The organism is Clostridioides sp. ES-W-0018-02, from assembly GCF_020658175.1.
Lineage (GTDB): Bacteria > Bacillota > Clostridia > Peptostreptococcales > Peptostreptococcaceae > Clostridioides.
Window position 1 is genome coordinate 17,962 of sequence record NZ_JACVVY010000004.1, and the last position, 26,997, is coordinate 44,958.

A 26,997-nucleotide genomic window follows, 5' to 3' on the forward strand; every position below is an offset into this window, starting at 1 on the left:
TAAATATAAATGGGGAGGGAAAAAATGAGATTCATTCATACATCAGATTGGCATTTAGGGAAATACCTAGAAGGCCACTCTAGAATTGAAGAGCAGGCAAAATTTTGTGAGGACTTCATACAAATAGTAGAATCAAATGAAGTTGATATGGTAATAATTGCTGGTGATATATATGATAATTCTAATCCACCAGCTCAAGCAGAAAAACTGTTTTATAGAACTGTTTCAAGACTTGCTAATAATGGACAAAGATGTGTAATAATAATTTCTGGGAATCATGATAATCCAGAGAGACTTTCTGCAATAACACCTTTAGCACATGAACAGGGTATACTTATATTTGGTTATCCATCAAGTTCTACAGAAAGAGCTAAGTATGAAAAGTTTGAAATAATAGAGGCTGTACAAGGATGCACAACACTAAATATAAATGGAGAAAGTATTGTAATTGCTACATTACCTTATCCAAGTGAAAAAAGATTAAATGAGGTTTTTTCAAGTGAAGATGATTTGGAAAAGCAAAAGACTTACTCTGAAAAAGTAGGTGATATATTTAGAAGTTTAGGAGAAAATTTTAGAAGCGATACTATAAATATAGCAGTATCACATATATTTGTAATAGGTGGAGAGAGTACAGAATCAGAGAGACCAATACAACTAGGGGGAAGCTTTCTGGTTGAAAAAAAAGACTTACCAGAAAAAGCTCAATATACTGCATTAGGACATTTGCACAAACAACAAAAAGCTTCTGAACGTTTAAATGCATATTATTCTGGTTCTCCGCTTCAATACAGCAAAGATGAAAGAGCATATACTAAAGGTGCGTATATAGTGGATATAAAAGCAGGAGAAAAACCAAATATCGAGGAAATTTATTTTAATAATTACAAGCCAATAGAAGTATTTAAATGTAATGGTATAGATGAAGCTTTAGATATATGTGAGAAAAATCAAGGTAGAGATATTTGGTCATACTTTGAAATAAATACTGATGAGATAATATCTCAAAGTGAAATTAAAAAAATGAAAGAATTATTAAAAGACATAATAGAGATAAAACCGATAATAACATCTTGTTATGAACAAGAAAGTGTAGATATAAAAGAAAAGTCTATGGCAGAATTATTCAAAGAATTTTATTCCTTTAGTAGAGGAGCAGAACCAAAAGGAGAACTTATGGATTTATTTCTAGATATAATAAGTGAAGAAGGTGAATCAACAGATGAGACCAATTAGATTAGAACTGACTGGACTTAATAGTTATATTGATAAACAAGTTATAGACTTTGAAAAGCTAATTGAAAGAGGTTTGTTTGGAATATTTGGGACTACTGGAAGTGGGAAATCTACAATTTTAGATGCCATAACCATTGCTATGTATGGAAATATATCTAGAAATACAAAAGAATATATAAACAGTGTATGTGACAAAGCAATTATATCATATGAATTTGAGATAGGAAGCAAAAATACAAGAAGAAGATACATTGTAGATAGAACTATTGTAAGAAGTAAAACAGGAACAAAAACTTCTGGCGCTAGATTAGTAGAGGTGTTAAATGATAATACAAAAAATGTTTTGGCTGATAAAGTTGTTGAAGTAAATGAAAAAGTGGCTCAAGTTGTAGGACTAACATCAAACGATTTTACGAGGTCAGTAGTTTTACCACAAGACAAATTCAATGAGTTTTTGAGATTATCACGTGCAGATAGAAGAGACATGTTAGAGAGAATTTTCAATCTTGAAAAGTATGGAAGAAGTCTTGGAGATAAGGTAAAAAAGAGAAAAAATTTACATTTGCAAAAGTTAAAAGACTTGAAATCAAAATTAAGTCAATACGATGGAATTACAGAAGAAGTGTATAATAATATCAATCAAGAACTAATAGAGTTAAAAAAACTAGAAAAAGATAAAAATAAAACTTTAGATTTAGCTCAAAAATCTTATGAAGAGAGTAAAGTAATATATGAGGAACAATTGAAACTAGAGAAAAATGAGCTTAGAAAAAATGAACTTAATCTAAAAAGCAATGAGATAAAAGAAAAAACTAATCTTGTAGAAAATGATAATAATGCAAGAAGAGTGGACCCATATATAGGCACAGTTCAAAATTTAGAAAAAAGAATAAAAGAGGACAGTTTCACAGTAGATAATTTAGATAAAAAATTAGTAATTTTAAATCAAGAACTTGAAGTTACAAAGCATAGATATGAAAAAATAAGTCGAATTAAAAATGAAGAAGTTCCTAAGTTAAGTGAGGAAAAAATAAAGTTACAACAAGCAATAAAACTAGAAGAAGAATTAGTTTTACTAGATAAGGAATTAAAAGAATTAAAAGAAAATGGCCTTGATTTAAGTAAAAACAAAATGGAGTTAGAAAAACTAAAAAAAGATTCTGAATCTAGAAAAGAAGCAGTTATTAAGTCTGTAAAAGAAGTTGAAGGAAAAATAGATAAAGTAAATATAAGTGCAGAATTAAAACAAAAAATATTTTTAGCATATGAATATGAGAAAGATTATAATAAAGTACTAGAAGAGAAAACTCAAAAAATAAATAAGCTAGGAGAAATATCTAAGGATACAGAAGATATAAATTTAAAAGTTAGATATATTGATAGAGATAAAAATGATATCAACCATAACCTAGAAAGTTTGTCTCTTCATTTAGATGTTCTTCTTAAGAAATGTCCTGGTAAAAGTGAAGATTTGCTTTTAAAATCTGAATATGTAACTGAATTAAGAAATAAGGCAAATAATACCAAAGAAAATGAAAGTAAGAAAAATAATATACAAGATGAATTAAAGGTAGTTTTAGAAAAGAAATTTAATATTGAGAGAGAGCTAAGTCTAGTAAATGAAAAGCTTGAGAATAATAGAAAAAATAGAGAAGACCTTGAGAAAGAGTTGGAAGAACTGAAATACTTGAATTTGGCTTCTGAACTTAGACGTGAATTAAAAGAAAATGTGCCATGCCCAGTTTGTGGTTCAAAGCACCATGAAAATCATAATATAACTAATTATGATGAAAATATAGTTTTTGTCAAAGACAAATTGGATAAATTGGAAAAAGAAAAAGTAAGCATAAGACACAATATTGAAGAATTAAATTCTAAAGTAAGTGGTTATGTGTCTGTAGAAAAAATGAAAACTAAAGAATTGGAAGATGTAAAAGGAAAGCTTGGGGAAATTCCATCAAGTCAATTATTTAAAAGACTTGATGATGAACAAAGAAAATTAGCTGTACTTAAGTCTAATATTCAAGAGTGGGAAAAAGAGAAGGAAAGCACCGAAAATAAAATAACATTGGCAAAAGAAGAAAAAAATAGAATTGAAAAAGAAGAATTAAAGATAAATGAAAGTCTGAATAACTATAAGAAATTAATAAAAGACTTAAATATCGAAATTGAAAACCTGGAACATAAATGTAAGAAATTAAAACAAGAGTATTTAGGATTAAAAACAATTACTAAAGTCTCAAATCTATCATCAAAAGTAGAAGAAATAAGAGAAAATGAAAAAAAATTAGAATTATTAAATACTGGATACTCAAACTTATTAAAAAACAGAGATTTATTAGATATTAAAATAAGAGAACAAGAAAGTAAGTTACATGAAATAGAATTAGAGTTAATAAAAGCTAGAGAGTTATATGTAGAAAAAAAAGTGCATAGAGACAGTAAGTATAAAGAAGTAATTAACATAACAAAAGGTGATTTAGCTGAAAATCTTTTACATAGTGTTGAAGAACGTATATGCAAGATACTAGAACAAGAAGAGTCTAGTAAAGTAAAGCTAGAAGAACAAAGGTCAGAATATGAAAAAAATCTTGCTGAAAAGCACAATATAGATGGAAGACTTAAAACTGCTAAAGAACAATATAAAGAACAAAAAATAATATTAAATAAACTGCTAGCAGAAAATAAGTTTGAAAGTATATACGCAGTAAAAAGAGCGTTATTAGAAGGTGAAGAAGTAAAAAAATTGATTGAAGAAATATTAGAATATGAAGAAGAACAAAAGTTATTATCATTTAAAATAAAATCGTCAAAAGAAAAATTAAATGGAAGAATTATTAAAAAAGAATACTTTGAACAATTAAAAGATAATATTTATAATATGAAAGTAGAAATAGGAAATATATCCAAAGACATTGGAGCTAATCAAAATAGGTTGCTAACATTAAAAGATTCTTTAGATAAGATAAATGATTTTAATAAGGAACTTAGATTGGTTGAACATAAAGTAGATTTGTTAGAAGAATTAGATAAATGTATACAAGGAAATAAATTTGTAGAATATGTATCTACAAATCAACTAAAGTATATAGCTTTAGAAGCATCAAAAAGACTAGAAGGAATAACTAAAGGAAGATATGCACTTGAAATTGACTCAACACTCAATTTTGTAATGAGAGATAATTTTAATGGAGGAGAAAGAAGAAGTATTGATACTCTATCTGGAGGAGAGACATTTTTAACTTCACTATCATTAGCACTTGCTCTTTCATCTCAAATACAATTAAAAGGGAGTGCACCGCTTGAATTCTTCTTCTTAGATGAAGGATTTGGTTCATTGGACAGTGAACTTTTGGAGATTGTTATAGAATCATTGGAAAGATTGCATAGTAATAATCTAAGTGTGGGTATAATAAGTCATGTCGAAGAACTTAAAAATAGGGTTCCTGTTAAGTTATTGGTTTCATCAAGTGAAGCTGGTGTAGGTTCAAAAGTAAAAATTGAATACAGTTAGAAACAATATGTTAATTGAATATATTATCTAACATTTCCAAAAAATATATAATTGTGATATAATTAAAACTAATATTAAATTTATTTATAATTAATGTCAATATAAAAAAACAAGTAAGTAGGAGTGTGGTAAGTGTTGGAATCGCCCAATAGTTTGGTCCAGATTATAATTTTAGTAGTATTACTTATGGGGTCTGCATTTTTCTCAGCATCAGAGACAGCTTTAATGTCTTTAAGTAAAATCAGAATAAGATATATGCAAGATGAAGGAGTCAAAGGAGCTAAGTTAGTAAGTTCATTAATAGAAAGCCCAAATAAACTTTTAAGTTCTATATTAGTTGGAAATAATGTTGTAAATATAGCAGCAACATCCATATCAACGTCACTGTTTATAGGGTTGATGGGAGAAAAAGGAGTAGCAATTGCTACAGCTGTTATGACAGTACTAGTGTTAATATTTGGTGAAATTACTCCAAAGACTATAGCAGCAAGTAACTCAGAAAAGGTTTCTCTTTTGGTATCTAAGCCTATAAGAGTAATTATATTTGTATTAAGACCAGTAGTATGGGTATTTAATATAATTACGAATGTTATATTTAAATTGTTTGGTATAACACATAAAGGAGCCAAGTCATTTATAACTGAAGAGGAATTAAAAACTATGGTAAATGTAAGCCATGAAGAAGGCGTCCTTGAAATGGAAGAAAGAGAAATCATAAATAATGTATTTGAATTTGGAGATATGCAAGCTAAAAATGCAATGATACAGAGAATAGATATGGTAGCTATAGATATGGAAGATAGTTACGATGAAATCATACAAGTATTTAAAGAAGAAAAACTAAGTAGAATGCCTGTATATGAAGAAACTGTAGATGATATTATAGGAATACTTAATATAAAAGATATTATATTTTTATCAGATGAGGAAATAGAGTCATTTGATATTAAAAATTATATGAGAGAACCATTTTTCACATATGAGTTTAAAAAGATAACACAGCTTCTTGAAGAGATGAAACTTGAAAAAAGTCAAATGGCTATAGTCGTAGATGAATATGGTGGGACATCTGGGCTTTTGACTATAGAAGATTTAGTAGAAGTAATTGTTGGTGATATAGAAGATGAATATGATGAAGAAGAAGATGAAATACAAGTTATAAAAGAAGATGAGTATATTGTAGATGGAAGTACTAAAATTGGTGATGTCAATGAACTTATAGGTGTAAACTTAGAATCTGAAGAATTTGATTCTATAGGTGGGTTTATAATTGGACATTTAAGCAGACTGCCAGAAGAAAATGAAGTAATTGAAGTTGATAATATAAGATTTTGTATAGAAAGTATAGAAAAAAACAGAATAAAAAAAATAAGAATATATACATGATGTAATAATGTTCTTAAATTTATTATAAGTGCATTGAATGTAGAATTTAAATTCTATATTTAATGCACTTATTTTTATTTTATATTCAAATAAAACTAGTATTAAATGGACAAAATAGAAATATAAATTAGAAGGAAGGAGATTTTTAAGATGAATATATTAGAAAATGATTTTTTATACAAATTAAAAAATAACACTATCTTTTTTTGTATATACACATTGTTGTTTATTTTTATTTATAAAGCGTTTCCATACATAGCTCCATTTTTTTTAGGTGGAATAATAGCTCTTATGATTAATCCTATATCCCAAAAATTAGAAAATAAGTTTAACATCAATAAGGGTGTATCTACATTAGTTTTGAGTTTTCTTGCAGTAGCAGTAGTAAGTACAGTTACTACAATAATAGCAATAAATTCAGTGAAAGAATTAATGAGATTCCTAAATAATATATCTGCTAACCCTGAAGATATAAGCAATACAATTATGTATTTTTTAAATAAAGTAAATAACTATATGAAATCATTTCAAGAAATAGCTAACTTTGATATAGAACAATTAGTAAGTAAGTTTAGTAATGAAGTAATGCATATTACAAAAAATCTCCTTACAAGTATAATTGGACTGGCTACTTCTATTCCATATATTATAATATTTATAATTACTTTGTTTATTGCTACATATTTTATAGCAAAAGATTTAGATAAAATTGAAAATAATTTTTATAATATGTTTACTAGTGATGTAAGAAAAAAGGTAAAGAATGTAAAGAAGGAAGCAGGTCTTTCTCTTGTAGGGTATATAAGAGCTTATACAATACTTATGGCTATAACTTTTTTTACTATATGGGGAAGTTTTGCTATATTTGGATTGAAATATGGTCTTATAGTAGCTTTTGTAGGAGCTTTAATGGACTTAATTCCATTTTTAGGAATAATAACAATATACCTTCCAATAATCGTGTACTATTTTCTTATAAAAAATTATTTTATAGCTGTAAGTATGACTATAATATTTTTTGTTTTGTCTCTGATAAGAGAAATACTTGAACCTAAATTAGTATCAGTAAATGTTGGGTTAAATCCATTAGCAACACTGGCTGCAATTTTTATTGGAATTCAGGTAAAGGGAATAATAGGAGTAATTTTTTGTTTGGGTTTGGTATGTATGCATGATATACTTAAGAAGGTGGATATCTTTTAGCTATAAATAATTAATATATTTTTGTAGTAAAATTTTATTCACTAATAAATAAAAATTCCATTAATATTGTAAGAAAGAAGGTATATGCATGAAGCAAAAAGTAGTAGAAAGATTTTTAAAGTATGTATCATTTGATACAACATCGAATTCTCAATGTGAAAATTGTCCATCTTCAGAAGGTCAAAGAGTTTTAGCTGAATATATAGTTGAAGAGTTAAAATCAATTGGTATTGATGAAGTAAGTTTAGATGAAAACAGTTATGTAATGGCTACTTTAAAAGGAAATGTTGAAGGTGTAGATACTATAGGGTTTATATCACACTTGGATACAATTGAAGATATAAGTGGAAAAGATATTAAACCAAGAATAATAAAAAATTATGATGGAAAAGATATAGTTTTAAATGAAGAATTAAATGTTGTTACCTATATAAAAGATTCTCCAGAATTAGTAGAATTTAAAGGAGATGATTTAATAGTTACTGATGGAACAACTTTGCTTGGTTCTGATGATAAAGCTGGAATAGCCGAAATAGTAACTGCAATAGAATATTTAATCAATCATCCTGAAATTAAGCATGGAGATATAAAAATAGGATTTACACCTGATGAGGAAATTGGAAGAGGTGCAAATCTATTTGATGTTAAAAAATTTGGAGCAAAATATGCATATACTTTAGACGGAGGAGTAGTTGGAGAACTTGAATGTGAAAACTTCAATGCAGCAAATGCAACTATTACTATACATGGTAGAAACGTTCATCCAGGTTCAGCTAAGAATAAAATGGTCAATGCTATACATATAGCAGCTGAAATATCAGAAATGTTCCCAGCGGATGAAAGACCAGAAACAACAGAAGGTTATGAAGGCTTTTGGCATCTAAATACTATAAATGGAAATGTTGAAACTGTAAGCATGGCTTATATTATTAGAGACCATTGTAGAGAAAAATTTGAACAAAGAAAATCTATATTGATAGAAAATATAGAAAAAATAAATAAGAAATATGATAATAGAGTGGAACTAGACTTAAAAGATTCTTATTATAATATGAAAGAAAAGATTGAGCCAGTTATGTTCATCGTTGATATAGCTAAAGAGGCAATGGAAGAAGTAGGCATAAAGCCACGTTTAGTTCCTGTAAGAGGTGGTACTGATGGTGCAAGACTATCATTTGAAGGACTACCTTGTCCAAATATATTTACGGGAGGATTAAACTTCCATGGTAAAAATGAATGTATTCCAGTTAGTTCTATGGAGAAAGCTACTAAATTAATTATAAGAATAGCTGAAAAATATGCTGAAAGAGTTTAGTTAAAAAGTATTCAAAAATTAAGAGTTTAAAGTTATAATAGCTATATCATTCTTTATGAAACAAATGGATTATAAGTTTGTTTTGTATTTAAGATGATGTAGCTATTTTATAATTATCTTGATAAAAGGTAATTATATTTACTTTGGGGTATAAATAAGTATTGCAGAGTGTCTATAAGTATTAATATTTTAAATAAGGGGGAATTATATTGAAAATTAAATCTAAAAAAATAATGGTATTTGCACTTGTATTAGGGCTTGTAATGCCTAGCTGTGTATATGCAGATACAACTAGCAAGAATCAAAATTCGCAGGAAAATATGAATAGCTATATTCAAAACAGAAAATCTCCAAAGGGAGAAAAGTTAATTGGGGAAGATAGATTTGATACAGCTATAAAAATATCTCAAAGTGGATGGAATAATGGCTCAGAGAGGGTTTTTCTAGTAAATTCAAATTCATTACCAGATGCACTAGCTTCAACTCCTTTGGCAAGCAAATTGGATGCTCCAATACTACTTACTAATAAAAATAATGTACCAGAAAATGTAGCAGATGAGATAACAAGACTTAATCCTGAAGAAATTATTTTAATTGGAAGTGAAGGAGCAATTTCATCAAATGTAAAAAAATATCTTGAAGATATAGGTGTTTTAGTAAGCAGAATTGGAGGAGCAGATAGAGAAGAAACTTCTTTGCTTCTTACTAAACAATTGGATGATACAGGAGATTTAGGCGTTTCAAAAATAGCAGTAGTTAATGGATATAATGGTCTAGCAGATGCAACTTCTATATCAAGTCCAGCTGCAAGTGATAATATGGCTATAATATATGCAAGTAAAGATAGTATACGAAGTGAGGCTAAAAGTTTTATAACACAAAATTCAAATGAGACATACATAATAGGTGGAGAATATAATATAAGCAAAAAACTTGAGGGACAACTAGTAAATTCAGAAAGACTAGCTGGAACAGATAGAAAAGACACAAATGCTAAAGTTTTAGAAAAATTTTATGGAAAATTAAGTAAGGTTAGTAATATGTATTTTGCAAAGGATGGAAGTGGTAGAGAAGCTGATTTAGTTGATGGGCTTGCTGCTGGAGTATTGGCAGCAAAAACAAAATCGCCTGTCATTCTTGCAAGTGGAAGTTTAAGTAATGGGCAACAAAGTTTTATAAAGAAAGTAAAAGCAAATAAGTTTGTACAAGTTGGTGGAGGAAAAAATAGTAATCCTTATACAGAAGCATTAGGATTACAGTAGTTTTATCAATTAGCAATATTATATAATAGAGACAAGTAAACTAAGTTATGTTTAATTAGAAGTTTGAATTAATGTATTTGAAATTCTAATTAAGTTGCAAATAGCCTAGTTTACTTGTTTTTGTGCAAATATACACTTTATAATATTGTAGGTTATACAGATGAAGTTATTTAAAACATAATTAGTAGAAATTTTGTGATACTTTACAATATCGTATGTTGTTATACAGTTTTCTGATGATATAGAATAGAAAAGACACTTTAGTGTAAAGTGTCTTTTTATAATATATTTTACTTTTGTAATTAAATTTACTCTATATGTTTTAAATATTAGCCTTTAACGTTTTTAATACATTCTTATGGAATACTACATTTAGTTAATATTGATTATATTTCCAGTATTAATATCGATTAAATTGATATCAAGTTCAAGTTCATCTTCATCATCAGTTTTTATAATATCTATAATTGCTACAGAATGGCTTCCATCTTTGGGGATAGAAGTACTTCCAGGGTTTATAACTATTAAATTGTCATCCATATATAGTTTCTTTACATGAGTATGTCCTAAAACTAATATGTCAGCACCCATTTTCTTTGATTTATCAATAATTTCTTCTTCTGTTTCTGTATAACCATGATTTAATATAATCCTAATTTCTCCAAATTGGCTCATGACATAAGGACTTTGAATAGGATGTTCTATTACCATCTGGTCGACATCTGCATCACAGTTACCTTTAACAATTATAATATTTTCTAATTTGTTTAATACTTCAATAAATTTTTTAGGGTTATATCCTTCTGGAATATCATTTCTAGGACCATGATATAATACATCTCCTCCATGTAAAAGGATATCACAATCAGATAATACATTTAATGCTTTTTCAAAGTAAAGTAAACTACCATGAGTATCACTCATTATTCCTATTTTCATATTAAAATCCTCCTAAGTGCAGTCTATAAAAATTTTTCAGATACTCTATGCCAAAATTCGTAATTTGACATCCTAAGTAATTTTATTTTTGCATCAGACATGCTAACTTTTATATTTTCAATTTGTCTAAATCTGTGTTCAACCCCATCAACAACAATCAATAATGAATCTTCAAATCTGTATTCTGGTGCAATTTTTATAACAGATTCATTTGAACATATTATACTTGATGTAAAACATCTATATGCATTAGTGTTTATTGGATGTAAAGGTGTAATCTGCATAAGTTCAAGTTTTATATCAACAATACTACCACCAGCAGAATAGTTGTAGGCGGTTGAACCTGTGGAAGTAGAAATAATCATACCATCTCCACTAAAATTTTGTATATGTTTATCATCAAGGCTTAGATTAAGATGTATAGTTCTAGACTTGTCTCCTCTTATAACAACTTCATTTACAGCAAGCATGTTAGAGCCGCTAGTAGTTGTATATACTTCAGCATTAAGAAGTGACATTTCTTGAATAATATAATCCTTTTTTATATAAGCTTCAATAAAGCTATCAATCTTATCTGGTAAAATATCAGGAAAAAATCCCAGATGTCCTGTATTTATACCCATTATGGGAATTTCAGGAAAATCGAAATCTCTAACTGTTCTTAAAAAAGAGCCATCACCGCCAATTGATATAATAAGTTCTGTATCTGGATAAATATCTGAATACACCTCAAAGCCAGCGTTGACAAGTTTTCTAGTTAAGAGTTCTTTAGTCTCAAGGGACTTATTTAATTGGTTTGCATTTATAGTTATAATTCTTTTCATATATTCACCTCTTCATACTTTGTATTATAACATAGTTTTATAATTCTTAATTTATAAATTTATAAATGACCTAGCTTGTTGTGAATGTGTTAAAATATGTATAGGGGGTATAAAAAATTACATAAGAGGTGAAGACGTGTTTAAGGTAAAAAATATCACAAAAAAATTAGGTAAATTTAAATTAAATAATATAAACTTGGAATTAAAAGAAGGAGAGATTATTGGAGTTATAGGACCAAATGGTTCTGGAAAGACAACTTTAATAAAAATTATAATGGGGATTATTGATGCTGATGAAGGTGAAATTGAACTTTGTAATGAAACAATTGACAACTCTCCAGTAAGTTTTAAAAACAATATTGGTTTTGTATATGATTCTTTACAATTTTATCCGCATTTGAAGGTAAAAGAGTTTAGAAGAATAGTATCTTTATTTTATAGTAATTTTGATAGAGAAAGATTTGATGAATATCTTGAAAAATTTGAAATAGAAGAAAATATACATATTAAGAATTTATCCAAAGGACAATCTGAGAAGCTTATGTTAGCAAATGCACTTAGCCATAATGCAAAACTACTTATTTTGGATGAACCAACCGCTGGAATAGACCCAATTGTAAGAAAAGAAATAATGCAGTATCTAAAAGATTTTGTGAAAAATGGAAGTAGTAGTGTAATAATTTCAACTCACAATACTGATAATTTAATTAGGATTGCGGATTATCTTATTTTTGTAAATAAAGGAAATCAAATTTTTACAATAAAGAAAGATATGATAGAGCAGGAATATAAAATAATTAGGGCAAATAAAGCAGAATTAGACGAAATTAAAGAAAATATAGTGGGTGTAAAAGAGTATAAATATTATAGTGAAGCACTACTAAAAGTTGGAGATAGCTTAAAAGTAAAAAGCTTATTGATAGAAATTGATAAACATAAAGTTAAAAATCCTACTATAGAAGAACTAATGTATTATTATGTAAATGAGGTGAAATAATGTTCAATTTGATAAGAAAAGATTTAATAGTAGGAGTTAGTTCAGATGGGATTCGTAATTTGAAGTACATATTGCTATTTTTTATTTTTTATTTTTTCCTTAATTCAATTTCGTATTATACTGTAAGTGTTGTCATAAGTTATTTGATTTTTGTAAATACATTTGAATGTGATTATGAAAGTGATTCAAGAATATTTATAAGAAGTATGCCAGTTAGTATTGAAGATATAGTGTATTCAAAGTATTTATTAGGTGTGGGATTAATAATTTTTATAACAACAATTGCATCTTTAATAAGTAAATTGACATCATTAGTGTTTTTTAGAAGCATGGTTTTAAATGATGTGTTCTTTTCTATAAATATATTTTTAGCAATTTTATCAATAGTACTTCCTTTATTTTTTAAATTTGGATATGGCAAAATGAAAATTTGTGGATTAATAATAAGTATTTTAGTTTATTTTGTATATGGGAGTATTTTAAGAATGGTTAGTATGATAGTATATCAAGTAAAGCATGTTAATTATAGTAAGGTAGGAGGCGTATACCTTTCAAATTATATTACTGATATGACTAATACTAGATATATAAATCTATATAGTATTACATTTTTGACTATAATAATTTTTATAATATCTATGTATTTTTCTATTAAGATTTCAAAAAAAAATAAGTTTAATTATAAAAGTTTTTAATTAATATTATAGCGTAAAATATAAGGAGATTAGAAATGAATAAGTTTATAAAAGTTTCAATTTTTATTTTGGGAGTTTTTACACTATTCATAGCTATAAATAAATTAGCATATAGAGATATGGTAAGTGTCAAAGATTATGAAATAAATCATTTAGAGGAAATTGTTTTTGATTTTGATAGCAGAAGAAGTGAAGAAATTGGTACTGTTATAAGATTCAAAATAAGTAATAATAGTAAATACAGATATAGGTTAAACAGTGCAAAAATGAGATTTGAGAATTGTATTGAGAGTAAAAAAGGAGAGAATAAATGCTCTTATTATGTAAATATAGATTTGTTTAATGAAAAAAATTCTATAACTGAAAAAACCTTAAACTATGGGATAAAGTCGAATAATCAAGGTTATGTCGATTTTGTGATTCCAAAGGGGTTAAACTTTGACTACAGGTATTTTAATGACTCTGGTATGAGTGTAGAATATAAGGGCGAATTTACTGTGGAAATGCCTATCGCAAAAGGTTTATATCTAGTAGTTAGAAAAAATAATGATGTATGGAATTCTAATGTTATGGAGTAATTTGAAAAAATTGAAAAATAAAGTTATTGCATATATAATTAAAATAGTATGAAATTTATAAATATTCAGGTTAGGAGGGTGTTCAATGTCAATAAGCAATGTAAGAGAGTATTTTAAAGAATTTGGAAGGGAAGATAGCATACTAGAGTTTGAACAATCTAGTGCTACTGTAGAACTTGCGGCAGAAGCAGCAGGAGTTATTCCAGCTAGAATCGCTAAGACTCTTTCATTTAAAATAGGAGAGGATGCAATTTTAATTGTTACAGCTGGAGATGCTAAGATTGATAATAAAAAATACAAGGATGAGTTTAGTTGTAAAGCTAAAATGTTAGCACCAGAAGAAGTTCTAGATTTTACTGGACATGCTATTGGTGGTGTTTGTCCATTTGGTTTAAAAAATCCTTTAAAAGTATATCTAGATGATTCAATGAAGAGATTTGATACAGTATTTCCTGCATGTGGTAGCAGTAATTCAGCAATAGAACTTACATGTGATGAAATAGAGAAATTTTCTAAGTGTGAGAAATGGGTAGATGTTTGTAAAAATTGGTAAAAAATATAGTGAAAATTAGTAAAAAAATATCCCTGTATACAATCTGTGTGGGGATATTTTTATGTGGAAAATATTTATAAATCTAAGAGAAAAATCTAATTTAAACTAATAATCCAAAAAAAAGTTAAAAAATTCTGATTTTTCTTCAAAATAATAAAAAAATGACAAAAAAATGGAAAAAATGTAGTAAATATTGTTAAAAAAATAATTAGAAATTATTGAAAAATTATCCTTTGAGTGATACTATTATAAATGTAAGATATTTAAAAAACAAAAATAATCACGAAAAAATATGATTATTTAGCTCTATTAAAATAATTTTGATATGATAGAAAAAATTTATATATGGGTTGAAATACTAATATATATAACATTTACTATTGATATACCCTAGAATGAACATCATAAACAAATTATTTTATCTATAACCATTGTGAGAGAAGTCTTATTCTAGCTTGAAATTTCACAAAATTCCAAAAAGCGAGATTTTTTTTAAGAACAGTTGACTTTAAATTAACAATTTATAATTAAATTAATGTCATAATCGGTTAATATAATTGCATATAAATATAGGGCGGACTTTAATTAAGGTTATAAATTTCTCGACGTATACTCAAATACTTTATTATAGATGTTGCCGAGATTTTAATTAATAAATGAAAATAAAATATTTATAAAATACTGAGGAGGCTATTATGGATTTAAATTCTAAAAAATATCAGATGCTTAAAGAGTTATATGTAAGCTTCGCTGAAAATGAAGTTAAACCTTTAGCAACAGAGCTTGATGAAGAAGAAAGATTTCCTTATGAAACAGTGGAAAAAATGGCAAAAGCAGGAATGATGGGTATACCATATCCAAAAGAGTATGGTGGAGAAGGTGGAGACACTGTAGGTTATATAATGGCTGTTGAAGAATTGTCTAGAGTTTGTGGAACTACAGGAGTTATATTATCAGCTCATACATCTCTTGGTTCATGGCCTATATATCAATATGGTAATGAAGAACAAAAACAAAAATTCTTAAGACCATTAGCAAGTGGTGAAAAATTAGGAGCATTTGGTCTTACTGAACCTAATGCTGGTACAGATGCGTCTGGACAACAAACTACTGCTGTTTTAGATGGAGATGAATACATACTTAATGGCTCAAAAATATTTATAACAAATGCAATAGCTGGTGACATATATGTAGTAATGGCAATGACTGATAAATCTAAAGGTAATAGAGGAATTTCAGCATTTATAGTTGAAAAAGGAACTCCTGGATTTAGCTTTGGTGTTAAAGAAAAGAAAATGGGTATAAGAGGTTCAGCTACTAGTGAATTAATATTTGAAGATTGTAGAATACCTAAAGAAAATTTACTTGGAAAAGAAGGCCAAGGATTTAAGATAGCAATGTCTACTCTTGATGGTGGTAGAATTGGTATTGCAGCACAAGCTTTAGGTTTAGCACAAGGTGCTCTTGATGAAACAGTTAAATATGTAAAAGAAAGAGTACAGTTTGGTAGACCACTATCAAAATTCCAAAATACACAATTCCAATTAGCTGATATGGAAGTTAGAATACAAGCGGCTAGACATCTTGTATATCAAGCAGCTATAAATAAAGACTTAGGAAAACCTTATGGAGTAGAAGCAGCAATGGCAAAATTATTTGCAGCAGAAACAGCTATGGAAGTTACTACAAAAGCTGTACAACTTCATGGTGGATATGGATACACTCGTGATTATCCAGTAGAAAGAATGATGAGAGATGCTAAGATAACTGAAATATATGAAGGAACTAGTGAAGTTCAAAGAATGGTTATTTCAGGAAAATTATTAAAATAGAGATATTAAAATATACACAATAGGTCGATATTAAAATAGATATGGAGGAAGGATTTATGAAGATAGTCGTTTGTATAAAACAAGTTCCAGATACAACAGAAGTTAAACTAGATCCTAATACAGGTACTTTAATTAGAGATGGAGTACCAAGTATAATAAACCCTGATGATAAAGCAGGTTTAGAAGAAGCGATAAGATTAAAAGAAGAAATGGGAGCTCATGTAACTGTAATAACAATGGGACCTCCTCAAGCAGATATGGCTTTAAAAGAAGCTTTAGCAATGGGTGCAGATAGAGGAATATTATTAACAGATAGAGCCTTTGCAGGTGCTGATACTTGGGCAACTTCATCAGCATTAGCAGGAGCATTAAAAAATATAGATTTTGATATTATAATAGCTGGAAGACAGGCTATAGATGGTGATACTGCACAAGTTGGACCTCAAATAGCTGAACATTTAAAACTTCCATCAATAACATATGCTGAAGAAATAAAAACTGAAGGCGAATATGTTTTAGTAAAAAGACAATTTGAAGATTGTTGTCATGACTTAAAAGTTAAAATGCCATGCCTTATAACAACTCTTAAAGATATGAACACACCAAGATACATGAAGGTTGGAAGAATATATGATTCTTTTGAAAATGATGTAGTAGAAACTTGGACTGTAAAAGATATAGAAGTTGACCCTTCTAACTTAGGTCTAAAAGGTTCTCCAACTAGCGTATTTAAATCATTTACGAAATCAGTTAAACCAGCTGGTACAATATACAACGAAGATGCAAAAGCATCAGCTGGAATTATTATAGATAAATTAAAAGAAAAATATATCATATAATTAAGGGGGGATAAAGAATGGGTAATGTTTTAGTAGTAATAGAACAAAGAGAAAATGTAATTCAAACTGTTTCTTTAGAATTATTAGGAAAGGCAACAGAAATAGCCAAAGATTATGATACAAAAGTTTCTGCATTACTTTTAGGTAGTAAGGTAGAAGATTTAATAGATACATTAGCACATTATGGAGCTGATGAAGTAATAGTAGTAGATGAGGAAGCTTTAGCAGTGTATACAACTGAACCATATACAAAGGCTGCATATGAAGCAATAAAAGCAGCGGACCCAATAGTTGTATTATTTGGAGCAACTTCAATAGGTAGAGATTTAGCACCTAGAGTATCTGCTAGAGTACATACAGGACTTACTGCTGACTGTACAGGACTTGCAGTAGCTGAAGATACAAAATTATTATTAATGACAAGACCTGCTTTTGGTGGAAATATAATGGCAACAATAGTTTGTAAAGATTTCAGACCTCAAATGTCTACAGTTAGACCAGGCGTTATGAAGAAAAATGAAGTTGATGAAACTAGAGAAGCTGTAATTAATCGTTTTAAAGTAGAATTTACTGAGGCTGACAAATTAGTTCAAGTTGTAGAAATAATAAAAGAAGCTAAAAAACAAGTTAAAATAGAAGATGCTAAAATATTAGTTTCTGCTGGACGTGGAATGGGCGGAAAAGAAAATTTAGATATACTTTATGAATTAGCTGAAGTTATAGGTGGAGAAGTTTCTGGTTCTCGTGCAACTATAGATGCAGGATGGTTAGATAAAGCAAGACAAGTTGGTCAAACTGGTAAAACTGTAAGACCAGACCTTTATATAGCATGTGGTATATCTGGAGCAATACAACATATAGCTGGTATGGAAGATGCTGAGTTTATAGTTGCTATAAACAAAAATCCAGAAGCTCCAATATTTAAATATGCTGATGTTGGTATAGTTGGAGATGTTCACAAAGTACTTCCAGAACTTATAAGTCAATTAAGTGTTGCAAAAGAAAAAGGTGAAGTTTTAGCTAACTAATTTCTTGGGGAGGGTATTATGAGTACAAGCGATGTTAAAGTTTATGAGAATATAGCTGTTGAAGTAAATGAAAATATATGTACAGTGAAAATGAATAGACCTAAAGCCCTTAATGCAATAAATTCAAAAACTTTAGAAGAACTTTATGAAGTATTTGCTGATATTAATAATGATGAAACTATTGATGTAGTAATACTGACAGGGGAAGGAAAAGCATTTGTAGCTGGAGCAGATATTGCATATATGAAAGATTTAGATGCTGTAGCTGCTAAAGATTTTAGTCTTCTAGGAGCTAAAGCTTTTAGAGAAATAGAAGATAGTAAAAAAGTAATAATAGCAGCTGTAAATGGATTTGCTTTAGGTGGAGGATGCGAACTAGCAATGGCTTGTGATATAAGAATTACATCTGCTAAAGCTAAATTTGGGCAACCAGAAGTAACCCTTGGAATAACTCCAGGGTATGGAGGAACTCAAAGACTTACAAGACTGGTTGGACTGGCAAAAGCAAAAGAATTAATCTTTACAGGTCAAGTTATAAAAGCTGATGAAGCTGAAAAAATAGGGCTAGTAAATAAAGTTGTCGAGCCAGAAGCTTTAATGGAAGAAGTTGAAAAACTAGCTAAAACAATAGCTAAAAATGCTCAACTTGCAGTTAGATACTCTAAAGAAGCTATACAACTTGGTGCTCAAACTGATATAGATACTGGAATAGATATAGAATCTAATTTCTTTGGACTTTGTTTTTCAACTAAAGACCAAAAAGAAGGAATGTCAGCTTTTATTGAAAAAAGAGAAGCTAACTTTATAAAAGGATAAACAAATCTAATTAAAAATATATTTGCTGTTAACTAGATTGAATAAATACTTTAATCTAGTTAACAGAATATAAATACTAAAATAACAGGAGGTTATAACTATGAAATTAGCTGTAATAGGTAGTGGAACTATGGGAAGTGGTATTGTACAAACTTTTGCAAGTTGTGGTCATGATGTATGTTTAAAGAGTAGAACTCAAGGTGCTATAGATAAATGTTTAGGCTTATTAGATAAAAATTTAACTAAATTGGTTACTAAAGGAAAAATGGACGAAGCTACAAAAGCAGAAATATTAAGTCATGTTAGTTCAACTACTAACTATGAAGATTTGAAAGACATGGACTTAATAATAGAAGCATCTGTAGAAGATATGAACATAAAGAAAGATGTTTTTAAATTATTAGATGAGTTATGTAAAGACGATACTATTTTAGCAACAAATACTTCATCATTATCTATAACAGAAATAGCTTCTTCTACTAATAGAGCAGATAAAGTTATAGGAATGCATTTCTTCAATCCAGTTCCTATGATGAAATTAGTTGAAGTTATAAGCGGTCAATTAACATCAAAAGTTACTTTTGATACAGTATTTGAATTATCTAAGAGTATCAATAAAGTACCAGTAGATGTATCTGAATCTCCTGGATTTGTAGTAAACAGAATACTTATACCTATGATAAATGAAGCTGTTGGTATATATGCAGATGGCGTTGCAAGTAAAGAAGAAATAGATGAAGCTATGAAACTAGGTGCAAACCATCCAATGGGACCTTTAGCATTAGGTGATTTAATAGGATTAGATGTTGTTTTAGCTATAATGAACGTTTTATACACTGAATTTGGAGACACTAAATATAGACCTCATCCACTTTTAGCTAAAATGGTTAGAGCTAATCAATTAGGAAGAAAAACTAAAATAGGATTCTATGATTATAATAAATAAGAACTGAAATCTAAAAAATTTAACTGATATTGTCTAAAAAAAAACAATCTCAAAAATCTGATAAAAATCTAATTTAATGGGGGTAATGAATATGAGAGAAGTAGTAATTGCCAGTGCAGCTAGAACAGCAGTAGGAAGTTTTGGAGGAGCATTTAAATCAGTTTCAGCAGTAGACTTAGGTATAACAGCAGCTAAAGAAGCTATAAAAAGAGCTAATATAACTCCAGATATGATAGATGAATCACTTTTAGGAGGAGTACTTACAGCAGGTCTTGGTCAAAATATAGCAAGACAAATAGCATTAGGTGCAGGAATACCAGTAGAAAAACCAGCTATGACTATAAATATAGTTTGTGGTTCTGGATTAAGATCTGTTTCAATGGCATCTCAACTTATAGCATTAGGGGACGCTGATATAATGCTAGTTGGTGGAGCTGAAAACATGAGTATGTCTCCTTATTTAGTACCAAGTGCTAGATATGGTGCAAGAATGGGTGATACTGCTTTTGTTGATTCAATGATAAAAGATGGATTATCAGACATATTCAATAACTATCACATGGGTATAACTGCTGAAAATATAGCAGAGCAATGGAATATAACTAGAGAAGAACAAGATGAATTAGCCCTTGCAAGTCAAAATAAAGCTGAAAAAGCTCAAGCTGAAGGAAAATTTGACGAAGAAATAGTTCCAGTGGTTATAAAAGGAAGAAAAGGTGACACTGTAGTAGACAAAGATGAGTATATTAAACCTGGTACTACAATAGAAAAACTTGCTAAATTAAGACCTGCATTTAAAAAAGATGGAACAGTTACTGCTGGTAATGCATCAGGAATCAATGATGGTGCTGCTATGTTAGTAGTAATGGCTAAAGAAAAAGCTGAAGAGTTAGGAATAGAACCTCTTGCAACTATAGTTTCTTATGGAACAGCTGGTGTTGACCCTACAATAATGGGTTATGGACCAGTTCCAGCAACTAAAAAAGCTTTAGAAGCTGCTAATATGACTATTGAAGATATAGATTTAGTTGAAGCTAATGAAGCATTTGCTGCTCAATCTATAGCCGTAGTAAAAGATTTAAACATAGATATGGCTAAAGTTAATGTTAACGGTGGAGCAATAGCTATAGGACATCCAATAGGATGCTCAGGAGCAAGAATACTTACTACACTTTTATATGAAATGAAGAGAAGAGATGCTAAAACTGGTTTAGCTACACTTTGTATAGGTGGTGGAATGGGAACTACTTTAATAGTTAAAAGATAGTTTTAGATTATAATTTTTAAAAATTAAACATTTAACCATGAACTTAACCTGTAAGAGTAACTATTTGTTATTCTTACAGGTTTTTATGGTTAAAAAATAATTATTATCTATTAAACAAAAATAGTGTAAAATATATAATATCATGGTTTTGAAGATATAAAAGAAAGTAGGTAAAAGTTTGTTTAAAAAAGAAAATCAAAAATATAATCTTATATCCTATACAAATGAAGAAGAAATGACTCTAAAAGAAGTTTTGCTGGACAAGCTAAATTTTTCGGTTAGGTCACTATCAAAAATGAAAAGAGAAAAAAGTGTATTAGTAAATGGTGTATATAAAAAGCCAAGTTTAAAAGTGTCTCGTGGGGATTTAATAGAGGTAAAAATAGAAGAAGAAAAAGCAAATTTTGAGCCACAAGATTTAAATTTACAAATAATATATGATGATTTTGATATAATTATGGTAAATAAGCCACCATTTATGGTAGTTCATCCAACTAAAAGTCACTATGATAATACAATAGCAAATGGTATTAGTTATTATATAGAGAAGCATAAAGAAAATGTAAAAATACGATTTGTAAATAGACTTGATATGAACACTTCAGGACTTGTTATAGTAGCAAAAAATGCTTATGCACACCATACTTTGTCTATATCAATGAGTGAAAACAAAGTTGAAAAAACATATATAACAGTAGTGAATGGGATTATAGATGAAGATGAGGGAACTATAAATGAACCAATTTATAGACCTGAAGAGGATTCAATAAAGAGAGTAATAGATGAAAGAGGGCAAGCATCTGTTACTCATTATAAAGTAGTAGAAAGATTAAAAAATGCAACTGTACTAGAAGTAAAGCTAGAAACTGGTAGAACACATCAAATAAGGGTTCATATGGCTCATATAGGTCATGGAATAATAGGTGATGAGTTATATGGTTATATAGATGGAAATCTTATAAATAGGCAAGCTCTTCATGCATATAGCTTAGAGTTTGAACAACCAAGAACAAAAGAAATTTTAAAATTTAAAACAGATATACCAAAGGATATGCAAGAGTTAATATCGAAATTAAGATAGATGGGGTGATATATATGATAATACATAAATTTATAATACATGTTTTGGATAAGAATAGTGATGTTCCAATATTAAATGATTTTGAAGGTAAAGTTAATCAAGAAGTAGATGGATTTTTTCAAAAAGCAATAAAGAGAATTTCAAAGGATGAAGATTTAAGAAAAGGGATTTTTAAAGATTATAATGACAATTTAATTAAAAATTGTTGTGAACAAATAATATATGATGAAAGTTCATTTTTAAAAAACTCTAAAGAAATAGCATCTTATCTGTTTGATGTTATGAAGATTAATGCAGCATTAGAATCTTGTGATTTGGCAATTTGCTTGTATACTGTAAAAGATGAAAAGAGTGTTGCTATATTGAAATTAGATTATAAAAAATTGTATACTCATTCAATTGAGTTTGTAGATGATAAATTTAATATTCAAATGGTATCAAATGAAATTGGTATTCCAGAAACTTTAAGACAAAAACAAGGAGCTTTAATTGGATTAAGTGGAATGAATGATGAGTTTCATCTAAGACTCTTAGACAAAGATGCAGAAAAAGAGGGTTCAGAATCAAAGTTTGTAACAGAATTTTTGCATGCTAAAAAAATAGATGATGATAAGTATAAGACAAAAGTATTTAAAAATACAGCCGAAAATTGGATAACTAATGCTCTTAGTAATGATATAAAACAAGCAGAAGATGTAAGAAGTATATTAAATTATACATTAAAAGAAAAACATGAAATTGATATAAATGATTTTGTTGATAATTCAATTAAGGATGAAGAATTAAAAGGTAGTTTTAAAGAGCATATGGAAGAAAAAGGTCTTGATGAAGGTTTTAGCATAGATAAAAAATGGGTTGAGAAAAAGCTCAAAAAGAGAAGTATAAAAACTGATAATGGTTTTGATATAAAAGGGAACCTAACTGATTTTGAAGACCCAATGAAATATACTGTAAAGCAAAATCAAGATGGAACTATAGATATAGTAATAAAGAATGTAACATTTTATGAAGAAAAGTAATCTTAATTTGAGTAATTTATAGGATTGGATATAAATTAAGTTAGAAGAAATGTATAGTTAATATAGTTATAAATAAAATGTAGATTAGTCTGTGTAAACTTCTAATAGAAATATTAAGTAGAAGTAGACACAGACTATTTATATTTGTAGACAAAATGATGTTATTTATTTTCTTCGATATATTTACATATATCACCAATACATTTAAAGTTTTCAGCTTCCTCATCTGGTATTTCTATACCAAATTCATCTTCAAGAGCCATTATAATCTCAACAGCATCTAATGAATCAGCTTCTAAATCTTCCATTAAAGATGCTTCCATAGTTATTTCATCTAAATTGTCTAACCCTAATTGTTCTGCTATTATTTCTTTTATTTTTTCAAACATTTTAAGCCTCCTACAGCAGTTTTAATTAATTTTAATGTTAGTTTAATATAATATCAAAAATTTTTCAATATGCAATTAGTAAAAAAAAATAAAATTTTATAAAGGTAGTAATAAAGTCTTATTTGATGAATAAACTTTATTGATAACAAATATAACTTAGGAGGAAATGCTATGAAATATGTAGGCTTATTACTAACATCTGTAGGAATATTTTTACTTATAGCAGTAAATTTTTATTATAATTCAATAACTTTAGATATGCAACGAATAGAGGACTATGTAATGGAAACCAATTTAATTCTTGAAGATGTAGCAGAGAAGGAAAGCTATGTATCTAATGAAAAGGACGATTATATATCAAGATTAATGCATGTAAAGAAAGGCATAGAAAATTCAAAAACATCCTTCTTGATAGAAAGATATAAAGAATACAAAGTAAAATCAATAGAAAGTTTAATTTATACTATATCAGAAGAAAAAAAGGATTATTTAGATGAAGTTGATAGATACAATAAACTAGGAGAAAAAGAAATAAATAAATTAATCAATAAAAACTTTTTAGAAGTAACTTATCTGTCTATTACTACATATATTTAATTAAAGAGACAAAAGTTAGTCTCTTAATGATTCAAGGAGGATTAGTTATGACAAAATTAGAAGACAATATGGAACGTTTCTTTGGAGGATGCGAAGGATTTTTTAGTAATAAAATGTTGATAATAATAGTTATAGTATTCTTATTATTATGTACAGACATTTTAGAAGACTTATTATGCGATGACAATATATGGATATGGGTTATATTAATAGTATTGTTGTTATTTAACTTCGATGATGGTTGTTGTTGCTAAAAAATATTGATTATTAAATAGGCAGAGCCAGTAACTTATACAAGTTATGGTTTTGCCTTTTTTAGTTAAGATAAAAAATTTTAAAAAAATAATAAAAATACATTAGCAAAATGGAAACCAAATGCATAGTATATGTTAGGAGCGAAAAGCTCAACAAAATATCAACAGGAGGTAACGTGGAATGTTAGATAGATTCTTTGGAGAAGATGGATGTTTTGGTGGAGGAGGATGGTGGATAATCGTACTATTCTTCCTATTTTTAGCTTTTGGAGAGAGCTGGGCAGAATTTGACATAATGGCATGGATTCCATTCCTAATAGTTTTATTAATACTTTGCTGCTGTAGTGGATGCTTAGAATAAGAGTAGTAATTATTAAAAAAGGAGGAGTTTATTATGTTAGATAGATTTTTTGGAAACGATGGATGTTTTGGTGGGGGAGGATGGTGGATAATCGTATTATTCTTCCTATTCTTAGCTTTTGAAGATTGTTGGAGAGATATCGATATAATGTCATGGATACCATTCTTAATACTATTATTAATAACTTGTTCATGTGGTGGATTCTTTGATGGTGATGATGGTTGTGGCTGCGGCTGCTAAAACTAAACTGTTAAAGTGAAAAAATGCTGGTATGTTTTATACCAGCATTTTTTTATTTTATTTTTTAATGTAATTTAAATTAAGAATGAATATTATTAAAATTGTTGAATATAGGGTATAATATAAAATATAATGTATTTAAATGTACTTGCTTTTATGGTAAAATAAGAACTTATATAAATATAGTTAAAATAAGAACCTGTATAAATTTGGTTCAGATTTAGATAAATTTAGCAAAATTAGGAGGATGAAAATGAAAAGTAATATAACGATAAAAGATGTTGCTAAACAAGCAGGCGTGTCAATATCTACAGTATCTAGAGTTATAAATGATTCAAAACCTGTGACTGATGAAGTCAAACAAAAAGTTTTAGAGGTTATAAAAGAAACTGGATATATTCCAAATCCACTTGCAAGAAGCTTAGTAACTAAAAAGAGTCAATTAATAGGGGTAATAGTTCCAGAAGTTTCAGATTCTTTTGTTAATGAGATATTAAATGGAATAGAAGAAGTTGCTAAAATGTATGATTATGATATTCTTTTAGCTAATACATACTCTGATAAAGAACAAGAGTTAAAGAGTATAAATCTATTAAGAGCAAAACAAGTAGAAGGTATAGTTATGATTTCATGGGTAGTTGAACAAGAGCATATCAACTATATACAAAATTGTGGTATACCAGCAACATATATAAGTAAAACTGCTAGAAATTATGATATATACACAGTGAGCACTAGTAATAAAGAAGCTACTTTTGATATGACAGAACATCTTATAAAGAAAGGTCATGAAAAGATAGCTTTTATAATGACAAGTAAAGATGATACTGTTTTAGAAATGGAAAGACTTTCAGGCTACGAAGAAGCACTTTCAAGTAATAATATAGAGTTGGACAAGAGTTTAATCAAATATGGTGGAACTGATTATGAAAGTGGATACCATAGTATGAAAGAATTATTAGATGAAGGAATAATACCTCATGCAGCCTTTGTTACGGGTGATGAGGCTGCTATAGGAGCTATAAATGCTATCTGTGATGCTGGATATAAGGTTCCAGAAGACATATCAGTTGCAGGATTTAATGATGTTAAGATAGCTAAGATGTATAGGCCTAAGCTTACTACAGTTTATCAGCCTTTATATGATATGGGAGCAGTAGCAATAAGAATGGTTATTAAATTAATCAATAAAGAATTAATTGAAAACAAGAAAATAGAATTACCTTATCAAATTGTTGATAGAGAAAGTGTTATAGAGAGAAAGAAATAAAGTTATTAAAGTCAATCAGGTAGTGTTTAAAACACTACCTGATTTTTAGTTTAAATAATATGCAATTAAAATATTTTAGTTAAAAATAATAACTTTAAGCCTTAAAAGTAGTTTATTTTTGTTTATTCATGAGGATTGGATTTTTTAGTTTTCTTAAATATACTCTTAGATTTTTTTTGTTGATTATTTGGTGTATTTTTTGGTGCAGGTGTATTTGATTTACCTTTAGTTGGTTGTTTAGTCTTTTTAGTTTTAGCAGGTTTAGTATCTCTTTGAGTCTCTGCATCTGATATTTTATCCATTATAGTATCTAATTTTTTACGTTGATTGTCATCTAAAAATGCTTTGAATTTTGATACTACTTCCTCTCTTCCATCTAGGTTCTTACCTATCTTTATAAGTTCCTCCATAAGTTCACTTTCTGATTTACCTTTGTAATTATCAGCAATCTTTTCTATCTTATCCTTGTCAATATTTTTTTGCTTAGCCATCTTTTCTAATGAATCTGTATCTATTTTTTTCATAAAAAAACCCCTTTCTATAAATATATATTGAA

27 protein-coding genes are annotated in these 26,997 nt (G+C 28.3%); 23 read left to right on the forward strand and 4 right to left on the reverse strand.

All coding sequences use genetic code 11. From position 1 onward, the window contains the following. The first annotated feature begins 24 nt into the window (after positions 1–24). The 6 genes from IC219_RS11050 (at position 25) to IC219_RS11075 (ending at position 9,916) form a co-directional block, all read left to right on the forward strand. Positions 25–1,236, forward strand: a complete 1,212-nt coding sequence (locus IC219_RS11050; RefSeq protein ID WP_227831268.1) for an exonuclease SbcCD subunit D C-terminal domain-containing protein — start codon at positions 25–27, stop codon at positions 1,234–1,236. Beyond that, positions 1,223–4,750 carry an AAA family ATPase gene (locus IC219_RS11055; protein ID WP_227831267.1) on the forward strand — a complete coding sequence of 1,176 codons (3,528 nt, stop codon included), beginning with the start codon at positions 1,223–1,225 and terminating at the stop codon, positions 4,748–4,750. The genes IC219_RS11050 and IC219_RS11055 overlap by 14 nt, the downstream gene beginning before the upstream one ends. Positions 4,751–4,882: 132 nt before the next feature. After that, entirely contained in the window at positions 4,883–6,136 is a 1,254-nt protein-coding gene (locus IC219_RS11060) for an HlyC/CorC family transporter (protein WP_227482158.1), read from the forward strand. A 150-nt stretch (positions 6,137–6,286) separates the two neighbouring features. Continuing rightward, positions 6,287–7,339, forward strand: a complete 1,053-nt coding sequence (ytvI, locus tag IC219_RS11065) for a sporulation integral membrane protein YtvI (protein ID WP_227831266.1) — start codon at positions 6,287–6,289, stop codon at positions 7,337–7,339. An 88-nt stretch (positions 7,340–7,427) separates the two neighbouring features. Then, positions 7,428–8,654, forward strand: coding sequence for a peptidase T (gene pepT / locus IC219_RS11070; RefSeq protein ID WP_227434009.1), 1,227 nt, complete (start codon positions 7,428–7,430; stop codon positions 8,652–8,654). Positions 8,655–8,863: 209 nt separating this feature from the next. After that, complete coding sequence (locus IC219_RS11075; protein WP_227434010.1) at positions 8,864–9,916, forward strand: cell wall-binding repeat-containing protein; 1,053 nt, start codon at positions 8,864–8,866, stop codon at positions 9,914–9,916. Between the two features lie 372 nt (positions 9,917–10,288). Here IC219_RS11075 and yfcE read toward each other — a convergent pair whose 3' ends face one another. Next, entirely contained in the window at positions 10,289–10,855 is a 567-nt protein-coding gene (yfcE, locus tag IC219_RS11080) for a phosphodiesterase (RefSeq protein ID WP_227434011.1), read from the reverse strand. A 23-nt stretch (positions 10,856–10,878) separates the two neighbouring features. After that, complete coding sequence (locus IC219_RS11085; protein WP_227434012.1) at positions 10,879–11,679, reverse strand: NAD(+)/NADH kinase; 801 nt, start codon at positions 11,677–11,679, stop codon at positions 10,879–10,881. Between the two features lie 136 nt (positions 11,680–11,815). On the opposite strand from IC219_RS11085, the gene IC219_RS11090 reads away from it, so the two are divergent. The 12 genes from IC219_RS11090 to IC219_RS11145 all read left to right on the forward strand — a co-directional run bounded on the left by IC219_RS11090 (position 11,816) and on the right by IC219_RS11145 (position 23,330). After that, positions 11,816–12,676 (forward strand): ABC transporter ATP-binding protein, encoded by an 861-nt coding sequence (locus tag IC219_RS11090; protein ID WP_227434013.1) that lies wholly within the window; start codon positions 11,816–11,818, stop codon positions 12,674–12,676. Beyond that, positions 12,676–13,371 carry an ABC-2 transporter permease gene (locus IC219_RS11095; RefSeq protein WP_227482160.1) on the forward strand — a complete coding sequence of 232 codons (696 nt, stop codon included), beginning with the start codon at positions 12,676–12,678 and terminating at the stop codon, positions 13,369–13,371. Before IC219_RS11090 ends, IC219_RS11095 begins: the two co-directional genes overlap by 1 nt. Before the next feature lie 35 nt (positions 13,372–13,406). Next, positions 13,407–13,949: a hypothetical protein gene (locus IC219_RS11100; RefSeq protein ID WP_227434015.1), complete on the forward strand. Its 543-nt coding sequence runs from the start codon at positions 13,407–13,409 to the stop codon at positions 13,947–13,949. An 85-nt stretch (positions 13,950–14,034) separates the two neighbouring features. Then, entirely contained in the window at positions 14,035–14,502 is a 468-nt protein-coding gene (locus tag IC219_RS11105) for a YbaK/EbsC family protein (RefSeq protein ID WP_227831265.1), read from the forward strand. A gap of 695 nt (positions 14,503–15,197) precedes the next feature. Continuing rightward, positions 15,198–16,334 carry an acyl-CoA dehydrogenase gene (locus IC219_RS11110; RefSeq protein ID WP_227434017.1) on the forward strand — a complete coding sequence of 379 codons (1,137 nt, stop codon included), beginning with the start codon at positions 15,198–15,200 and terminating at the stop codon, positions 16,332–16,334. Between the two features lie 56 nt (positions 16,335–16,390). After that, positions 16,391–17,173 carry an electron transfer flavoprotein subunit beta/FixA family protein gene (locus IC219_RS11115; RefSeq protein WP_227434018.1) on the forward strand — a complete coding sequence of 261 codons (783 nt, stop codon included), beginning with the start codon at positions 16,391–16,393 and terminating at the stop codon, positions 17,171–17,173. A gap of 17 nt (positions 17,174–17,190) precedes the next feature. Continuing rightward, a complete protein-coding gene (locus IC219_RS11120) occupies positions 17,191–18,201 on the forward strand; it encodes an electron transfer flavoprotein subunit alpha/FixB family protein (protein WP_227831264.1) in 1,011 nt (336 codons plus the stop codon). A gap of 18 nt (positions 18,202–18,219) precedes the next feature. Next, a complete protein-coding gene (locus tag IC219_RS11125) occupies positions 18,220–19,017 on the forward strand; it encodes an enoyl-CoA hydratase-related protein (RefSeq protein WP_227831263.1) in 798 nt (265 codons plus the stop codon). A gap of 100 nt (positions 19,018–19,117) precedes the next feature. Continuing rightward, positions 19,118–19,963, forward strand: coding sequence for a 3-hydroxybutyryl-CoA dehydrogenase (locus tag IC219_RS11130; RefSeq protein WP_227482163.1), 846 nt, complete (start codon positions 19,118–19,120; stop codon positions 19,961–19,963). 91 nt (positions 19,964–20,054) lie between these two features. Further along, positions 20,055–21,230 (forward strand): acetyl-CoA C-acetyltransferase, encoded by a 1,176-nt coding sequence (locus tag IC219_RS11135; protein ID WP_227434022.1) that lies wholly within the window; start codon positions 20,055–20,057, stop codon positions 21,228–21,230. A 178-nt stretch (positions 21,231–21,408) separates the two neighbouring features. After that, positions 21,409–22,311 carry an RluA family pseudouridine synthase gene (locus IC219_RS11140; RefSeq protein WP_227434023.1) on the forward strand — a complete coding sequence of 301 codons (903 nt, stop codon included), beginning with the start codon at positions 21,409–21,411 and terminating at the stop codon, positions 22,309–22,311. Between the two features lie 14 nt (positions 22,312–22,325). Next, a complete protein-coding gene (locus IC219_RS11145) occupies positions 22,326–23,330 on the forward strand; it encodes a nucleoid-associated protein (RefSeq protein ID WP_227434024.1) in 1,005 nt (334 codons plus the stop codon). 161 nt (positions 23,331–23,491) lie between these two features. Here IC219_RS11145 and acpP read toward each other — a convergent pair whose 3' ends face one another. After that, positions 23,492–23,719 (reverse strand): acyl carrier protein, encoded by a 228-nt coding sequence (gene acpP, locus IC219_RS11150; RefSeq protein ID WP_227434025.1) that lies wholly within the window; start codon positions 23,717–23,719, stop codon positions 23,492–23,494. A 171-nt stretch (positions 23,720–23,890) separates the two neighbouring features. Here acpP and IC219_RS11155 point away from each other — a divergent pair, with 171 nt between their 5' ends. From IC219_RS11155 to ccpA, 5 genes are all read left to right on the forward strand, one after another. Continuing rightward, a complete protein-coding gene (locus tag IC219_RS11155; RefSeq protein WP_227434026.1) occupies positions 23,891–24,316 on the forward strand; it encodes a hypothetical protein in 426 nt (141 codons plus the stop codon). 47 nt (positions 24,317–24,363) lie between these two features. Beyond that, a complete protein-coding gene (locus tag IC219_RS11160; protein ID WP_227434027.1) occupies positions 24,364–24,570 on the forward strand; it encodes a hypothetical protein in 207 nt (68 codons plus the stop codon). A 181-nt stretch (positions 24,571–24,751) separates the two neighbouring features. Then, complete coding sequence (locus IC219_RS11165; RefSeq protein WP_227434028.1) at positions 24,752–24,931, forward strand: hypothetical protein; 180 nt, start codon at positions 24,752–24,754, stop codon at positions 24,929–24,931. Between the two features lie 33 nt (positions 24,932–24,964). Then, positions 24,965–25,171 carry a hypothetical protein gene (locus tag IC219_RS11170; protein ID WP_227434029.1) on the forward strand — a complete coding sequence of 69 codons (207 nt, stop codon included), beginning with the start codon at positions 24,965–24,967 and terminating at the stop codon, positions 25,169–25,171. A gap of 247 nt (positions 25,172–25,418) precedes the next feature. Beyond that, positions 25,419–26,441 (forward strand): LacI family transcriptional regulator CcpA, encoded by a 1,023-nt coding sequence (gene ccpA / locus IC219_RS11175; RefSeq protein ID WP_413926669.1) that lies wholly within the window; start codon positions 25,419–25,421, stop codon positions 26,439–26,441. A gap of 122 nt (positions 26,442–26,563) precedes the next feature. On the opposite strand, the gene IC219_RS11180 is transcribed toward ccpA, so the two are convergent. Next, entirely contained in the window at positions 26,564–26,965 is a 402-nt protein-coding gene (locus IC219_RS11180; protein WP_227434031.1) for a hypothetical protein, read from the reverse strand. Between the last annotated feature and the right edge of the window lie 32 nt (positions 26,966–26,997).

What these genes read in the sequence shown, in the direction of transcription:
- acpP (WP_227434025.1), bottom strand. Translation starts at nt 23,719, where the DNA reads ATGTTTGAAAAAATAAAAGAAATAATAGCAGAACAATTAGGGTTAGAC.
- IC219_RS11055 (WP_227831267.1), top strand. Translation starts at nt 1,223, where the DNA reads ATGAGACCAATTAGATTAGAACTGACTGGACTTAATAGTTATATTGAT.
- IC219_RS11095 (WP_227482160.1), top strand. Translation starts at nt 12,676, where the DNA reads ATGTTCAATTTGATAAGAAAAGATTTAATAGTAGGAGTTAGTTCAGAT.
- IC219_RS11125 (WP_227831263.1), top strand. Translation starts at nt 18,220, where the DNA reads ATGAGTACAAGCGATGTTAAAGTTTATGAGAATATAGCTGTTGAAGTA.
- IC219_RS11130 (WP_227482163.1), top strand. Translation starts at nt 19,118, where the DNA reads ATGAAATTAGCTGTAATAGGTAGTGGAACTATGGGAAGTGGTATTGTA.
- IC219_RS11085 (WP_227434012.1), bottom strand. Translation starts at nt 11,679, where the DNA reads ATGAAAAGAATTATAACTATAAATGCAAACCAATTAAATAAGTCCCTT.
- ytvI (WP_227831266.1), top strand. Translation starts at nt 6,287, where the DNA reads ATGAATATATTAGAAAATGATTTTTTATACAAATTAAAAAATAACACT.
- IC219_RS11115 (WP_227434018.1), top strand. Translation starts at nt 16,391, where the DNA reads ATGAAGATAGTCGTTTGTATAAAACAAGTTCCAGATACAACAGAAGTT.
- IC219_RS11165 (WP_227434028.1), top strand. Translation starts at nt 24,752, where the DNA reads ATGTTAGATAGATTCTTTGGAGAAGATGGATGTTTTGGTGGAGGAGGA.
- IC219_RS11100 (WP_227434015.1), top strand. Translation starts at nt 13,407, where the DNA reads ATGAATAAGTTTATAAAAGTTTCAATTTTTATTTTGGGAGTTTTTACA.
- IC219_RS11120 (WP_227831264.1), top strand. Translation starts at nt 17,191, where the DNA reads ATGGGTAATGTTTTAGTAGTAATAGAACAAAGAGAAAATGTAATTCAA.
- ccpA (WP_413926669.1), top strand. Translation starts at nt 25,419, where the DNA reads ATGAAAATGAAAAGTAATATAACGATAAAAGATGTTGCTAAACAAGCA.
- IC219_RS11155 (WP_227434026.1), top strand. Translation starts at nt 23,891, where the DNA reads ATGAAATATGTAGGCTTATTACTAACATCTGTAGGAATATTTTTACTT.
- IC219_RS11145 (WP_227434024.1), top strand. Translation starts at nt 22,326, where the DNA reads ATGATAATACATAAATTTATAATACATGTTTTGGATAAGAATAGTGAT.
- IC219_RS11135 (WP_227434022.1), top strand. Translation starts at nt 20,055, where the DNA reads ATGAGAGAAGTAGTAATTGCCAGTGCAGCTAGAACAGCAGTAGGAAGT.
- IC219_RS11160 (WP_227434027.1), top strand. Translation starts at nt 24,364, where the DNA reads ATGACAAAATTAGAAGACAATATGGAACGTTTCTTTGGAGGATGCGAA.
- IC219_RS11105 (WP_227831265.1), top strand. Translation starts at nt 14,035, where the DNA reads ATGTCAATAAGCAATGTAAGAGAGTATTTTAAAGAATTTGGAAGGGAA.
- IC219_RS11050 (WP_227831268.1), top strand. Translation starts at nt 25, where the DNA reads ATGAGATTCATTCATACATCAGATTGGCATTTAGGGAAATACCTAGAA.
- IC219_RS11110 (WP_227434017.1), top strand. Translation starts at nt 15,198, where the DNA reads ATGGATTTAAATTCTAAAAAATATCAGATGCTTAAAGAGTTATATGTA.
- yfcE (WP_227434011.1), bottom strand. Translation starts at nt 10,855, where the DNA reads ATGAAAATAGGAATAATGAGTGATACTCATGGTAGTTTACTTTACTTT.
- IC219_RS11180 (WP_227434031.1), bottom strand. Translation starts at nt 26,965, where the DNA reads ATGAAAAAAATAGATACAGATTCATTAGAAAAGATGGCTAAGCAAAAA.
- pepT (WP_227434009.1), top strand. Translation starts at nt 7,428, where the DNA reads ATGAAGCAAAAAGTAGTAGAAAGATTTTTAAAGTATGTATCATTTGAT.
- IC219_RS11170 (WP_227434029.1), top strand. Translation starts at nt 24,965, where the DNA reads ATGTTAGATAGATTTTTTGGAAACGATGGATGTTTTGGTGGGGGAGGA.